Origin of the sequence: Bacillus sp. FSL W7-1354 (assembly GCF_038002405.1) — a bacterium.
Classification (GTDB): domain Bacteria; phylum Bacillota; class Bacilli; order Bacillales; family Bacillaceae; genus Bacillus; species Bacillus paralicheniformis.
Genome location: NZ_JBBOCL010000001.1, coordinates 1,626,146 through 1,639,960, shown reverse-complemented (window position 1 = coordinate 1,639,960; position 13,815 = coordinate 1,626,146). Strand labels below are relative to the sequence as shown.

At 47.1% G+C, this 13,815-nt stretch carries 14 protein-coding genes; 11 read left to right on the top strand and 3 right to left on the bottom strand.

Going from position 1 to position 13,815, the window contains the following annotated elements; translation table 11 throughout:
• Positions 1–13: 13 nt before the first annotated feature.
• The 5 genes from MKZ04_RS08230 to MKZ04_RS08210 all read left to right on the top strand — a co-directional run bounded on the left by MKZ04_RS08230 (position 14) and on the right by MKZ04_RS08210 (position 3,942).
• Entirely contained in the window at positions 14–451 is a 438-nt protein-coding gene (locus tag MKZ04_RS08230) for a BrxA/BrxB family bacilliredoxin (protein ID WP_003183325.1), read from the top strand.
• A 228-nt stretch (positions 452–679) separates the two neighbouring features.
• On the top strand, positions 680–1,447 hold the full coding sequence (locus MKZ04_RS08225) for a transporter substrate-binding domain-containing protein (RefSeq protein ID WP_023855152.1): 768 nt from the start codon (positions 680–682) through the stop codon (positions 1,445–1,447).
• 85 nt (positions 1,448–1,532) lie between these two features.
• Positions 1,533–2,195, top strand: a complete 663-nt coding sequence (locus tag MKZ04_RS08220; RefSeq protein ID WP_020452110.1) for an amino acid ABC transporter permease — start codon at positions 1,533–1,535, stop codon at positions 2,193–2,195.
• Entirely contained in the window at positions 2,188–2,910 is a 723-nt protein-coding gene (locus MKZ04_RS08215; protein ID WP_026579330.1) for an amino acid ABC transporter ATP-binding protein, read from the top strand. The genes MKZ04_RS08220 and MKZ04_RS08215 overlap by 8 nt, the downstream gene beginning before the upstream one ends.
• Before the next feature lie 72 nt (positions 2,911–2,982).
• Complete coding sequence (locus MKZ04_RS08210; RefSeq protein ID WP_020452108.1) at positions 2,983–3,942, top strand: aromatic acid exporter family protein; 960 nt, start codon at positions 2,983–2,985, stop codon at positions 3,940–3,942.
• A 141-nt stretch (positions 3,943–4,083) separates the two neighbouring features.
• Here the strand turns inward: MKZ04_RS08210 and prli42 are convergent, their stop codons facing one another.
• Positions 4,084–4,185 (bottom strand): stressosome-associated protein Prli42, encoded by a 102-nt coding sequence (gene prli42, locus MKZ04_RS08205; RefSeq protein ID WP_224067273.1) that lies wholly within the window; start codon positions 4,183–4,185, stop codon positions 4,084–4,086.
• Between the two features lie 90 nt (positions 4,186–4,275).
• Between prli42 and MKZ04_RS08200 the strand changes: the two genes are divergently transcribed.
• Positions 4,276–5,805 carry an acyl-CoA carboxylase subunit beta gene (locus MKZ04_RS08200; protein ID WP_043054391.1) on the top strand — a complete coding sequence of 510 codons (1,530 nt, stop codon included), beginning with the start codon at positions 4,276–4,278 and terminating at the stop codon, positions 5,803–5,805.
• A gap of 19 nt (positions 5,806–5,824) precedes the next feature.
• A complete protein-coding gene (locus MKZ04_RS08195) occupies positions 5,825–6,943 on the top strand; it encodes a tripeptidase T (protein WP_023855148.1) in 1,119 nt (372 codons plus the stop codon).
• 134 nt (positions 6,944–7,077) lie between these two features.
• Here MKZ04_RS08195 and MKZ04_RS08190 read toward each other — a convergent pair whose 3' ends face one another.
• Both MKZ04_RS08190 and MKZ04_RS08185 read right to left on the bottom strand, forming a co-directional pair.
• A complete protein-coding gene (locus MKZ04_RS08190; protein WP_229078641.1) occupies positions 7,078–7,863 on the bottom strand; it encodes a membrane protein insertase YidC in 786 nt (261 codons plus the stop codon).
• Between the two features lie 90 nt (positions 7,864–7,953).
• The gene (locus MKZ04_RS08185) at positions 7,954–8,241 is read right to left on the bottom strand and encodes a hypothetical protein (protein WP_020452104.1); all 288 of its coding nucleotides are present in this window, start codon (positions 8,239–8,241) and stop codon (positions 7,954–7,956) included.
• An 80-nt stretch (positions 8,242–8,321) separates the two neighbouring features.
• On the opposite strand from MKZ04_RS08185, the gene MKZ04_RS08180 reads away from it, so the two are divergent.
• The 4 genes from MKZ04_RS08180 (at position 8,322) to MKZ04_RS08165 (ending at position 13,776) form a co-directional block, all read left to right on the top strand.
• The gene (locus tag MKZ04_RS08180) at positions 8,322–9,578 is read left to right on the top strand and encodes a DNA polymerase IV (protein ID WP_020452103.1); all 1,257 of its coding nucleotides are present in this window, start codon (positions 8,322–8,324) and stop codon (positions 9,576–9,578) included.
• 86 nt (positions 9,579–9,664) lie between these two features.
• Positions 9,665–11,074 carry an NADP-dependent phosphogluconate dehydrogenase gene (gene gndA, locus MKZ04_RS08175; protein WP_020452102.1) on the top strand — a complete coding sequence of 470 codons (1,410 nt, stop codon included), beginning with the start codon at positions 9,665–9,667 and terminating at the stop codon, positions 11,072–11,074.
• A 115-nt stretch (positions 11,075–11,189) separates the two neighbouring features.
• Complete coding sequence (locus tag MKZ04_RS08170) at positions 11,190–11,975, top strand: SDR family oxidoreductase (RefSeq protein WP_043054390.1); 786 nt, start codon at positions 11,190–11,192, stop codon at positions 11,973–11,975.
• A gap of 139 nt (positions 11,976–12,114) precedes the next feature.
• A complete protein-coding gene (locus MKZ04_RS08165; protein WP_020452100.1) occupies positions 12,115–13,776 on the top strand; it encodes an alkaline phosphatase in 1,662 nt (553 codons plus the stop codon).
• Positions 13,777–13,815 lie beyond the last annotated feature (39 nt).

Here is a 13,815-nt window from a genome sequence, read left to right as displayed (position 1 = left end):
GAGAGATCTTAAAGTGAACATGGATTTTAATCTGTTTATGAATGATGTCGTGCGCCAAGCCAGACAGGAAATAACGGCTGCCGGCTACACCGAATTGAAAACGCCTGAAGAGGTCGATGAAGCGCTCACGAAAAAAGGGACTACGCTTGTGATGGTCAACTCCGTCTGCGGCTGTGCAGGGGGAATTGCAAGGCCAGCCGCACATCATGCGGTTCATTACGATAAGCGCCCGGATCATCTCGTCACCGTTTTTGCCGGACAAGACAAAGAAGCGACGGCTCGAGCAAGGGAATATTTTGAAGGATATCCGCCCTCTTCTCCGTCATTCGCTCTTTTAAAAGACGGCAAGATTTTAAAAATGGTCGAACGCCATGAAATTGAAGGCTATGAGCCGATGGCTGTCATCACTAAGCTACAAGGATTGTTTGAAGAATACTGTGAAGAAGTATAAGGTAAAGGAAATACCGCCTGCCAAAACAGTGGCAGGCTTTTTTTGTGTATAAAAATTCTTTTTATATGCAATCAGAAAGATAAAAACACAGGCTTTCAATTGGTATTTAAATGCTTGTTTGAAGGTTTTTCAGTTATTTTTCAAAATGGTATTGCATCTGGCCTAGAAAATGTTTAAAATACATATCAACGAATAAATATTCAAAAAAGGTTCAGGGGGATACACAACATGAAAAAATGGATGTTACTGGTAGTGGCAGCATGTGTCACATTTGCATTGACTGCATGCGGGACGAGCAGCAGTTCTGCTGATAAAAAAACATTGGTGATGGGAACTTCAGCCGATTACCCGCCTTTTGAATCGAAAGACGGAGATAAGATTGTCGGTTTTGATGTTGATCTGGCCAATGCACTGGCTAAAAAAACGGGCCATGAAATCGAAGTGAAAGACATGGACTTCAACGGCCTGGTGACCGCTCTTAAAACAAACAAAGTCGACATCGTGCTTTCAGGAATGACGCCGACGCCTAAACGCAAAAAGCAGGTCGATTTTTCAAACGTCTATTATACGGCTCACAACATGATCGTTACAAAAAAATCAAGCGGCATCAAATCGCTTGACGATTTGAAAGGAAAAACGGTCGGCGTGCAGCTTGGCTCCATTCAGGAAGAAAAAGCGAAGGAGCTTACGCCGGATTATAATTTAAAAGTTGAAAACCGCAACCGCATTTCGGATTTAACCGAAGAAATCAAAGCGGGCCGCTTTGACGCAGCAATCATAGAGGATATCGTTGCCGAAAAATATATTAATAAAAATGAAGAACTGGTTGGCTACAATCTGCCGAAAGAACCGGATGAAAAAGCCGGCTCCGCGATCGCCTTCAAAAAGGGAAGCGATTTGACCGAGAAGTTCAACAAAGCGCTTGAAGAAATGGAGAAAAGCGGAGAACTTGAAAAGCTGAAAGAAAAATGGTTCGGCGGAGAAACGAAAAAGTAAGCGTGAAAAGTTCAACTTTTTGTTGAACTTTTTTTCTAAAGCGATGTGCGCCTCTTTGATGATGAGGCGGGAGAGGGAGAGTCACATGAATTTTCTTGATTTTTCTAGTACAATACCCGAGATGCCTTTCATTTTGGAAGGCTTGGGCGTCACCTTAAAAGTGGTCGCGGCTGCGGCCGTGCTTGGATTTTTGCTGGGGGTTTTGATTACGCTTTTAAAAATCAGTTCGATCAAGCCCCTCGCATGGATTGCCGATTTTTACACTTCCATATTCCGGGGGACACCGCTTGTTCTGCAGCTGATGATCGTCTATTACGGGCTGCCTCAGGTGCTGGGCTTCGATATTGATGCTTACTGGGCGGCAGTCATCGCATTCGGCTTAAATTCCGCCGCTTATGTGTCAGAAATCATCAGAGCCGGAATCAATGCGATCGACAAAGGGCAAAAAGAAGCGGCGATGGCGCTGGGCGTCCCGTATGCAAAGATGATGAAGGATCTCTTGCTGCCGCAGGCCTTTAAAAATATCATGCCAGCGCTGATCAACGAATCGATTACACTGACAAAGGAATCGGCTGTTGTCACCGTCATCGGACTCGGCGATATTATGAGACGAAGCTATCAGGCGGGAGCGGCGATCTACAGCCCGCTTGAGCCGATGCTGTTTGCGGGTCTCATCTACTATGTGCTCGTTTTGATCCTGACGTTTGTCGGCAAAGCGATTGAAAGGAAGCTGAATGTCAATGATTAATGTTCGCAATCTCTCAAAATCTTTCGGAAAGCACGAGGTGCTTAAACATATTTCCGTTTCCTTTGAAAAAGGCGAAGTAGCCGCTGTCATCGGTCCGTCAGGCTCAGGCAAGTCCACGTTTCTGCGTTGCTTAAACATGCTCGAAAAGCCGACGGAGGGCAGCATTTTCATTCAGGATCAAGAGATTACAAGCCCGAAAACAAATGTGCTGAAAATCAGAGAGAACATCGGCATGGTCTTTCAGCATTTTCATTTGTTTCCGCATAAAACGGTTCTTGAAAATATTACGTATGCACCTGTCCATGTCAAAAAAGAAAGCAAACAGGCGGCAGCGAAAAAAGCGGAAGAACTGCTTGAGAAAGTGGGGCTTATCGATAAAAAAGATGATTATCCGAACCGTTTATCAGGGGGGCAAAAGCAGCGCGTTGCGATTGCGAGGGCGCTGGCGATGAATCCGGACATCATGCTGTTTGACGAGCCGACATCGGCCCTTGATCCTGAGATGGTCAAAGAAGTGCTTCAGGTGATGCAGGATTTGGCGAAAACCGGGATGACGATGGTGATCGTGACGCACGAAATGGGCTTTGCCAAAGAAGTCGCCGACAGGGTGCTTTTCATGGATGAAGGAACCATTGTCGAAGACGATGATCCTAAAGCGTTTTTTTCTTCTCCAAAATCGAAAAGAGCTCAAGACTTTTTAGAGAAAATACTATAAAATAAGCTGAAGAAGATGCTGATCTTCTTCTTTTTTATTCACTAAGACTAGCAGAAAAGATTGGGGTTAACGATGTTTAAAATAGGTTATCGCACATTAAAAACAGCGCTTGGCACAGCATTGGCCATCTATATCGCACAGCTGCTCGGCCTTCATAATTTTGTGTCGACAGGGATCATCACGATCCTCTGTATTCAAGTGACGAAAAAGCGGTCCCTTCAGGCATCATGGGCCCGGTTTGCGGCATGCATTCTTGCGATCGTTTTTTCATACGCGTTTTTTGAACTGATCGGCTATCATCCGGCTGTCATCGGTCTGATGCTGCTGTTCTTTATTCCGACAACCGTTCTTCTGAAAATAAAAGAAGGAATCGTCACAAGTTCGGTCATCATTCTTCATCTTTATATGTCAGAAGGGATCACCCTTTCTCTCATTTGGAATGAATGCCTCATCATCATTACGGGAATCGGCGTTGCCCTGCTGATGAATTTGTACATGCCGAGCCTCGATAAAGAGCTCAAACAGTATCAGCAGAAAATCGAAGATAACTTTGCCAAGATTTTTGAAGAAATCGAACGCTATTTGCTGACCGGGGAACAGGACTGGACGGGAAAAGAGATTCCTGAGACGCACCGTTTGATCAATGAAGCGAAGACCCTGGCATACCGTGATGTGGAAAATCACTTTCTCAGGCACGAAAATCTCTATTATCACTACTTTAAAATGAGAGAAAAGCAGTTTGAAATTATCGAAAGGGTCCTGCCGAAAATCACGTCGATTTCGATGACGGTTGAACAGGGGCATATGATCGCAGCGTTTCTTCATGATTTAAGAGGAGCCATCCATCCCGGCAATACGGCTCATAAGTTTTTGAAGCGGCTCGTGAAAATGAGAGAGGAAATTGATGAGATGGAGCTACCGACGACACGCGAAGAATTTGAAGCGCGCGCTGCTCTTTTCAATTTTCTCGGCGAAATGGAACAGTATCTTGTGATTAAGAGCTACTTTAAAGGAATTAAATCTCCTGCATAACCGCATGAGTTTCTCCTTCATTGGTCAATCTAATGAAACAGGGGGAAACCCGTGCGGTTTTTTCTATTCCTGCGGAAGTCCGGGCTTGAAAAAAAGCAGGCGTTTCTCCGCAAAAAGAGCCGCCTGCTTTCATGATTTGTATTAAAAAATCATGCTGAGTCCGGTAAGCAGAGTCGTCAGCACCATGACGCTGATCATTAAAATAACCATGAATTTGATGAATTTTCGAGACAAGCTTTTCACCTCTGTTTTTTAATCTCCCATTATTTTATACTGCTTTTTTTCATCGGACAAGTTTCGTGTAAGAATCAAATAGAGAAGGGGCAGAACACGATGAATATGTTTGAAAGAGTCGACGATTTAAACAACAGCCGTCAACAAGCTTTGCTAGGGGGCGGGCAGGAACGGATCGACAGGCAGAAGCAAAAAGGCAAGCTCACCGCCAGAGAGAGAATCGATCTTCTGCTTGATGAGGGAACGTTCACTGAGCTGAATGCTTTTGCCAGAAGCCGGCAGTCCGGCGGCCCGTTAGGCGACGGGGTTGTCACGGGATTCGGAAAAATCGACGGGCGGCCCGTTTATCTGTTTTCCCAGGATTTTACCGTCACCGGCGGAGCGCTCGGAGAAATGCACGCCAAAAAAATAGCGGCCGTCATGGATCTTGCCCTCAAAAATAAGGCCCCTTTCATCGGTCTGAACGACTCAGGTGGTGCGAGAATTCAAGAGGGTGTGCTATCATTAGATGGATACGGTCATATTTTTTACCGAAATGTCCTTTGCTCAGGCATCATTCCGCAAATCTCTGTCATTCTCGGCCCTTGTGCGGGCGGCGCGGTTTATTCTCCAGCTTTGACCGACTTCGTTTTCATGAACGAAAAAACCGGACAGATGTTCATTACCGGTCCGAAAGTCATCAAAACGGCGACAGGCGAAGCTGTCAGCTCCGGAGAATTGGGGGGCGCCTATATACATAATTCAATCAGCGGGAATGCCCATTTTTCCGGGGATTCCGATGAGGCCGTCCTCAGTGAGGTGCGCAAGCTCTTGTCCTACATCCCCCAGAATCACGAAGAAAAGCCCCCGGCTAAGGCGAGAAAGGCGAAAGATGATGAGATAAGGCCTGATTTAATGACGATTCTGCCTAAAGACGGTCAGCGGCCGTATGACATCAAACAGATCATCGCGGAAATCGCAGACAGCGGAACATTTTTTGAAGTGCAGCGCCACTTTGCCAAAAACGCGGTGATCGGTTTTGCAAGGATAGCGGGGGAAACGGCGGCGATCGTGGCCAACCAGCCGAAGTATTTAGCCGGAAGCCTCAGCATGGATGCGGCTGACAAAATCGCCCGGTTTATCCGTTTTTGCGATTCCTTTCAGATCCCGATTTTGACTTTGGTGGATTGTCCCGGCTTTCTTCCGGGAATACGCGAAGAGCACGGCGGGGTGATCAGACACGGCGCTAAAATCCTTTACGCGTATGCGGAAGCCGCCGTCTGCAAGGTGACGGTCATTTTAAGAAAAGCATACGGCGGAGCATATGTCGCTTTAAACAGCAAGGCGCTTGGAGCTGATGCCGTGTTTGCTTGGCCGAATGCAGAAATTGCAGTGATGGGCGCCTCGGAAGCTGCGGATGTGCTGTTCGCGAAGGAAATCGAACGGTCGGAAGACCCGCGGGCCGCCCGCGAGGAAAAAATCCGGAAATGCATGCACGCTTCAAGCCCTTTTGCCGCTGCAAGATACGGCATTGTAGACGATATCATCGATCCGAAAGAGACGCGGAAGAAGCTGATCCAAACGTTTGACATGCTGAAGAGCAAAAGAGAAATCCGGCCGGACAAAAAGCATGGAAATATACCGCTTTAAAAATGGAGGGGAAACTAGCATGAATGAAAAACGCCTGTTAGAAGAGTTTTTAGAACTTGTGCAAATTGATTCCGAGACAAAACACGAAGCTGATATTTGCAAGGTGCTGAAAGAAAAATTTGCTGCTCTTGGAATGGATGTCGTGGAGGATGACACCGCGCCAAAAACGGGGCACGGAGCGGGAAACCTCGTGTGCACGCTTCCTGGAACGAAAGAGGCGGACACGATTTACTTTACATCCCACATGGATACCGTCGTGCCCGGAAAAGGTGTGAAGCCGGTCATTGAAGACGGATATGTCAAAACAGACGGCACAACGATTTTGGGAGCTGACGACAAAACAGGCCTTGCAGCGATGCTCGAAGCCGTAAAAGTGCTGAAAGAAAAAAACATTCCGCACGGAACGATCCAGTTTATCATTACGGTCGGCGAAGAATCGGGGCTTGTCGGAGCGAAAGCTTTAGACCGATCGCTGATCAAAGCCGATTACGGATATGCGCTTGATTCCGACGGGAAGGTCGGCAATATTATCGTAGCAGCGCCGACACAGGCGAAAATTAGAGCAACTGTCTACGGAAAAACGGCTCATGCCGGAGTAGAGCCGGAAAAAGGAGTCTCCGCGATCACGATCGCTTCAAAAGCGATTGCCAAAATGCCGCTTGGCCGCATCGACGAGGAGACGACGGCTAATATCGGCCGCTTTGAGGGCGGAACGCAAACCAATATCGTCTGCGATCAGGTCGACATTCTCGCTGAAGCCCGTTCGCTTGTTCCGGAAAAAATGGAAAAGCAGACCGAAAAAATGAAGCAGGCGTTTGAAGCAGCCGCCGCTGAAATGGGTGGCAGAGCCGAGGTGGAAATCGAAGTCATGTACCCGGGCTTTAAATACAAAGACGGGGATCTCGTCGTTGAAATCGCCAAAAAAGCCGCCGGGAAAATCGGCCGTCCGTACGAGCTATTGACGAGCGGCGGAGGAAGCGATGCGAACGTCATCGCAGGACACGGCATTCCGACTGTCAACCTTGCAGTCGGATATGAACAAATCCATACGAAAAACGAAAAAATGCCGATTGAGGAACTTGTCAAAACTGCAGAAATGGTTGTTGCCATTATTGAGGAAGTAGCAAACCCGTCATAAAGGCGGGTTTTTACAGGGACCGTTTCAGCTCGAGCCGATGGTTTCAGCGGAAACGGTCACACTACCTGAAGTCGCGATCGAGAAGATGGAAGGGAAACGCAAAAAAGCTTGCGCCTTTAAAGGCGCAAGCTTTTTTATTTTGTAGCCGATTCAGCAGGCTGAATGGCTTTTTTGTTTTTTTGGTAAACTTGATGAAGAACGACGGATTGAATCGTCAGAAGCAGTCCGCTTGTCAGCCAGTACAGCGGCAGGGCTGCAGGGACGTTGATCGAAAAGATCGTCATCATCACAGGGAAAAAGAAGCCCATGATTTTGGCGGACTGCTGAGCCGCCGGATTTGTTTGGGCGTTCTGTGCGTTCAGCTTTTGAGACACATAGAACTGGATAAAATACATGAACCCGGCGCATAAAGATACGATAATATCCGAATGCCCGAGGTTAAACCAGAGAAAAGAGTGTGAAGCAATTTCGGGCGTCGAGCGGATCGCATAATAAAAACCGATCAGGATCGGAAACTGAATCAGCATCGGCAGGCAGCCCATCGCCAGCGGATTGATGTTATGCTTTTGGTAAAGCTGCATCATCTCCTGCTGAATTTCCCTCTGCTTCACAGGATCTTTCGTCTTTTTTAGCTTGCTTTGAATCGCATCCAGCTCAGGTTTGACAAGCGCCATTTTTTCCTGCATGGCCCGCTGTTTTTTATACTGGTTGGCAAACAGCGGAAAGACGAGAACCCGGACGATGATGGTCACAAAAATAATCGACAGTCCGTAGTTTCCGTGGAAAAATCCGGCGATTCCTTTAATCAGCTCTGAAAAAGGCCCCACGACATAGTGTTGGAAGAAGTTGTCGCTTCCTCCGGTACTGCCGGTGGCTGCCGAAGCTTGTTCACCTATAAACATGGTCATGATCAAAAACATTGCAGTCGCAAATAATTGTTTTAATTTCGTGTTCAACACGTTCTCCTCCTTCTGAATAAAAGGGCCCGTCTGCCGGACACCTTTTCCCGTTTAAATTGAAAGAAGAAGGGAACGGTGGTCTTCATCGTCGTTCGATGAAGCTTTCATGCGAATGACTTTACTTATCCATACCGTAATGCGATGATATAGGATGATAAGAAAATCGATTGCAGAAACAAACTGTATTGCATGATATTCTTCAAACCGTTTCGTTTTCCAGCTGTCGCCCGTACTGCAGTCCTTTAGGATGAGGGCGATACCGATCGCCGTCAGTGCGGGAAGGACGATTGTGAAAAACTCAAACAGTAAAAAAGCATCGTTGAAAGATTCAAGAATCATCTATTATCACTTCCGTTTCATTTAACATCTTACTATATGAATGCCGGGATGTCTAATTTGAGTACCAGGAGGGAGCCGTTTTGTCTGCTGATAAACAAAAGGGAAGAGTCATCTTTCATATCGATATGAACAGCTTTTACGCGTCTGTTGAAATGGCGTATGACCCTTCGCTGAAAGGCAGGCCGCTCGCCATCGCGGGAAATGCAAAGGAGCGGAAAGGCATCGTCGTCACGTGCAGCTACGAGGCGAGAGCACGCGGCGTAAAACCGCCTATGCCGCTTTGGGAAGCGAAGCGGCTCTGCCCCGAGCTGATCGTCAAGCCGCCGAATTTCGACCGCTACAGAAGCTCTTCAAGAGAAATGTTTCAAGTGCTCAGGGAGTATACGGACCTTGTCGAGCCTGTTTCTATTGATGAAGGGTACATGGATTTAACGGACACGCCATACAGAAATCGGGCATATGAAACGGCGAAGGAAATTCAAGAGCGCCTTCAAGAAGAACTGCTTCTTCCGTCAAGCATCGGGATCGCTCCGAATAAATTCCTGGCCAAAATGGCTTCGGATATGAAAAAACCGCTCGGCATTACGATATTGAGAAAGCGCGAAGTGCCCCGGATTCTTTGGCCCATGGACATCAGCGAGATGTACGGAGTCGGCCGGAAAACCGCTGAAAAGCTCAAGACGCTTGATATCGGCAAGATCGGCGATTTGGCTGCCGCAGATGAGTATGCTTTAAAGCGCCTCCTAGGTATCAACGGCCCCCGTTTAAAAAGGAGGGCAAACGGCATCGACACCGGAGAGGTGAATCCCGACAGGATATACGAATTCAAAAGCGTCGGCAATTCCTCGACTCTCCCGTATGACAGCACAGATGAGAAGGAATTGTGCGGCCTGATTGACAAGCTTTCCGTCTCAGTAAGCGACAGGCTGAAGCGAAAAGAGGTCATGGCAGCAAAAGTTTTCATCATGATCCGCTTTGCGGATTGGACAAACATAACCAGAAGCAAGACCCTTCTGAATCCGACCGATTCAAGAGAAGATATTGCGAAGGAAGCGAAAGCCCTTTTCAGGCAGCATTGGCACGGAAGCCCTGTCAGACTTTTAGGCGTGACGGGAACAGACCTCGTCAATCGGAAGGAAGCCGTCAAACAGCTTGATTTATTTTCGTTTCATGAGGATGCCAAAGATGAGCCGATCCAAAAAGTGATGGCCGAATTGAATGAAAAATATGGAACAGACCTCATCAAAAAAGGGATCAGGATCGTGAAAAAAGAAAGCAAGACGAGCGGAACAAGCTTTAACAAAGATTTTTTCCAGGACGAGAGACAAGATCAATAGCTTGAAAATGTAGGTCAAAGTGTGGTAATTTCAATTTAAATAAAAATTAAACTAAAATGCTAAACGCTTTAGAAGGGACGTTAGACATGGCAAAACAACAAATAGGTGTAGTTGGTTTAGCAGTAATGGGAAAAAACTTGGCTCTAAACATTGAAAGCCGCGGGTTTACGGTTTCTGTTTACAACAGATCAAGCGAGAAAACGGAAGAGTTTCTGAAAGAAGCCGAAGGCAAAAACGTTGTCGGTACATACAGCATTGAAGAGTTCGTTCAATCTCTTGAAAAACCGCGCAAAATTCTGTTGATGGTCAAAGCTGGAACACCGACAGACGCAACGATTCAATCGCTCCTGCCTCATCTTGAAAAAGGCGACATTTTGATTGACGGCGGAAATACATATTATAAAGATACGCAGAGAAGAAACAGAGAGCTGGCCGAAAGCGGCATTCACTTCATCGGCACCGGTGTTTCCGGCGGTGAGGAAGGCGCTCTGAAAGGTCCTTCTATCATGCCAGGCGGACAAAAAGAAGCCCATGAGCTTGTCAAGCCGATTCTTGAAGCGATTTCTGCAAAAGTAGACGGCGAACCGTGTACGACATACATCGGTCCAGACGGCGCCGGCCATTATGTAAAAATGGTTCATAACGGCATCGAATACGGAGACATGCAGCTGATCTCAGAATCATACTTTATTTTGAAACACATTGTCGGTCTGTCTTCAGATGAGCTTCACGAAGTCTTCTCCGAGTGGAATAAAGGAGAGCTTGACAGCTATCTGATCGAAATCACGGCTGATATTTTCACGAAAAAAGACGAGGAAACTGGCAAGCCGCTCGTTGATGTCATCCTCGATAAAGCAGGTCAAAAAGGCACAGGAAAATGGACGAGCCAAAGCGCTCTTGACCTGGGCGTGCCGCTTCCGATCATTACGGAATCCGTTTTCGCTCGCTTCATTTCTTCCATGAAAGAAGAGCGCGTCAAAGCAAGCAAGCTTCTGACAGGTCCTGAAGCGAAACCAGCCGCCGAGAACAAAGAAGAGCTGATCGAAGCGGTCAGAAAAGCACTCTTCATGAGCAAAATCTGTTCTTACGCACAGGGCTTCGCTCAAATGAAAGCCGCATCAGAAGAATACGGCTGGGATTTGAAATACGGCGATATCGCGATGATCTTCCGCGGAGGATGCATCATCCGCGCGGCGTTCCTGCAAAAAATCAAAGAAGCGTATGACCGCGATCCGGGGCTTGACAACCTGCTTCTTGATCCTTACTTCAAAAATATCGTTGAAGGCTATCAGGGCGCTCTCCGCAAAACGATTTCTCTTGCGGTTGAACAAGGAATTCCTGTACCTTGCTTCTCAAGCGCTCTCGCTTATTTTGACAGCTATCGCACTGCGACATTGCCGGCCAACCTGATTCAGGCGCAGCGCGACTACTTTGGCGCACATACGTATGAGCGTACAGATAAAGAAGGCATTTTCCACACTGAGTGGATGAAATAAGATGTAAAACCGCAAGCTGAAAAGCTTGCGGTTTTTTGATTTCGGAAGGATGCATGTTTAAGCGCTTCTGTGGAAACCTACTCAAAAGAGAGTTTCAATAAGGAGGAATCAACCCATGTATCCTAGTTTAGAGGGAAAAACGGTGGTTATTACAGGGGCGGGTACAGGTCTTGGAAAAGCGATGGCACTTCGCTTCGGTTCTGAAAAAGCCAATGTAGTGATCAATTACTTCAAGGAAGAAGAAAATCCTGAAGAGACGGTGAAGAAAATAGAAAACAGTGGAGCGCGCGCGATTGCCGTTCAAGGAGATGTCTCAAAAGAAGACGATGTAAAAGCGCTGATCAGACAGGCCGTTGATTCATTCGGTTCCGTTGATGTGATGGTGAACAACGCTGGGGTGGAAAATGAAGTACCTTCTGAGGATTTGTCTCTGGAAGACTGGAACCGCGTCATATCAACTAATTTGACAGGGATGTTCTTAGGATGCCGGGAAGCGATCGGCTATATGCTCGATCATAATATTAAAGGCTCGGTCATTAATATGTCGAGCGTCCATCAGCAAATCCCGTGGCCGCATTTTGTCCATTATGCGGCAAGCAAGGGCGGGGCAAAACTGCTGACGGAAACCCTTGCCCTTGAATATGCCCCGAAAGGAATTCGGGTAAATGCGATCGGACCCGGTGCGATCGATACGCCGATTAACGCCGAAAAATTCGCTGATCCCGAATTGAAAAAAGGCGTTGTTGAATTGATTCCGATCGGGTATATCGGAAAGCCGGAGGAAGTCGCGGCTTGCGCGGCCTGGCTTGCATCCGAAGAAGCGAGCTATGTGACGGGCCTGACGCTGTATGTGGACGGCGGAATGACGAAATACCCGGGATTCCAAGCTGGAAAAGGATGAAAAGAAGGCGGGGTGCCTTCTTTTCATCATAAGCCCAAAAAAATTTACATAAGATTAATAGAAAGCAAAAGTGCTGTTTACATAGCAATGATAGTGTAGGTTTGTCAACAAAAAGCGGTTATGGAGGGAGTACATAAGAATGGGTTTCTTACGCAACAGAATCGTCGGCATTACATTGGCAGGCGCAGTCGCTTTAGGATCAGCGGGAACAGGCAGTGCAGCAATGGAAACAGCGAAAAAGAAGGAACAACCAAAGGTCAAAAACGTGATCATGATGGTCATGGATGGAACAAGCTCTTCTGCAACAACATTGGCACGCTGGTATAAAGGCGAACCGCTCGCGATGGACCAGATTGTCAGCGGTGGTGTCCGGACGCATTCGGCAGAATCGGCGATCACTGATTCTGCACCTGCAGCAACTGCGATGGCAACGGGACGAAAATCAAATTCTTCCTATATTGGAGTGCTGCCTTCAAAGGTGAATACACCAGGTGTCGAGAAGGTCGGTAAAAAAGATCAATACCGGCCTGTGGCAAACGTGCTGGAAGGCGCCAAACAGAAGGGAAAAGCAACTGGCATTATTGCAACCTCTGAAATTCAGCATGCCACGCCTGCCGGCTATTCCGGCCATCATAAGGACCGCAATAACTTTGAAGTGCTCGGTGAACAGCAGGTTTATCAAAACATGGACGTTGTCCTTGGCGGAGGAAAAGAATCGCTTCAGCCGGGGACAAAGGATAAAAGCCGCAAAGACGGTGAAGACCTTGTCAAAGTGCTCAAAGATAAAAAGTACGATTTTGTTGAAACGAAAGATCAGCTCCTCAAGTCAAAATCGAAAAAAATTTGGGGCGCATTCTCACAGCGCGATCTCGCGTATGACATGGACCGCCGTGCAACGCATCCAGAGCAGCCGACGATTGCGGAGATGACGAAAAAATCGATTCAGACGCTTTCTAAAGACAAGGACGGTTTCTTTTTATTCGTGGAAGGAAGCAAGCCTGACTGGGCAGCGCATCAAAACGATCCGATCGGCATGATCAGCGATGTATTGGCATTTGATAACGCGGTGAAAGAAGCGCTTGAATTCGCTAAAAAAGACAAACATACAATGGTTATTGCCGTCTCAGACCACGGCAACAGCGGCATCTCCATCGGCAACAGCAACACGACGAAAGGCTATGACACAACGCCGGTATCAGCCTATATCGATCCGCTGAAAAAGGCTAAAATGACGGTGGAAGGCGCAACCGGCAAATTAAAAGACGATTTATCGAATATCGAAGAAGCGGCAAAGCTTTACGGACTTGATGATTTAACGCCGGCAGAGAAGGAACAGCTGAAAAGCGTGAAAAACAAAAAAGAAGCGGCTTCATTATTCACCAAGCTGCTCAGCAACCGAGCCAACATCGGATTCACAACAGGCGGTCATACAGGTGAAGATGTCTTCCTGTATTCGTACGGTCCCGAAAAGCCGCAGGGGCTCGTCGATAACACCGGCATCGCTAAAACGATGGCAAAAGCAATGGGCTTCAACTTAGACAAATTAACAAACGAATTATTTATCGAAGCAAAACAGGCATTTAAAAAAGCCGGAGCCAGCGTAACGATCGATCAGAAAGATCCGGCTAATCCAGTTCTTGTCGCATCGCGCAAAAAAGGGAAAGCCGAAATGCCGGTGAACAAAAACCTCATCAGAATCAACGGAAAGGAATATGAATTAGACAGCGTGATTGTTGAAAGCAATGGATCCTTCTACGTGCCGAAGGAAGCAGTTCAGCTGTTCAAAAAATACGCCCGATAATTTGTTTGGCCCCCCTCTCTTGAAAGAAGAGGGGTTTTT

Excerpts from the sequence above, each read along its gene's own strand:
- MKZ04_RS08165 (WP_020452100.1), top strand. The coding sequence starts at position 12,115 with ATGGGTTTCTTACGCAACAGAATCGTCGGCATTACATTGGCAGGCGCA.
- gndA (WP_020452102.1), top strand. The coding sequence starts at position 9,665 with ATGGCAAAACAACAAATAGGTGTAGTTGGTTTAGCAGTAATGGGAAAA.
- MKZ04_RS08185 (WP_020452104.1), bottom strand. The coding sequence starts at position 8,241 with ATGATTCTTGAATCTTTCAACGATGCTTTTTTACTGTTTGAGTTTTTC.
- MKZ04_RS08225 (WP_023855152.1), top strand. The coding sequence starts at position 680 with ATGAAAAAATGGATGTTACTGGTAGTGGCAGCATGTGTCACATTTGCA.
- MKZ04_RS08195 (WP_023855148.1), top strand. The coding sequence starts at position 5,825 with ATGAATGAAAAACGCCTGTTAGAAGAGTTTTTAGAACTTGTGCAAATT.
- MKZ04_RS08200 (WP_043054391.1), top strand. The coding sequence starts at position 4,276 with ATGAATATGTTTGAAAGAGTCGACGATTTAAACAACAGCCGTCAACAA.
- MKZ04_RS08190 (WP_229078641.1), bottom strand. The coding sequence starts at position 7,863 with ATGTTTTTGATCATGACCATGTTTATAGGTGAACAAGCTTCGGCAGCC.
- MKZ04_RS08210 (WP_020452108.1), top strand. The coding sequence starts at position 2,983 with ATGTTTAAAATAGGTTATCGCACATTAAAAACAGCGCTTGGCACAGCA.
- MKZ04_RS08170 (WP_043054390.1), top strand. The coding sequence starts at position 11,190 with ATGTATCCTAGTTTAGAGGGAAAAACGGTGGTTATTACAGGGGCGGGT.
- MKZ04_RS08220 (WP_020452110.1), top strand. The coding sequence starts at position 1,533 with ATGAATTTTCTTGATTTTTCTAGTACAATACCCGAGATGCCTTTCATT.
- MKZ04_RS08215 (WP_026579330.1), top strand. The coding sequence starts at position 2,188 with ATGATTAATGTTCGCAATCTCTCAAAATCTTTCGGAAAGCACGAGGTG.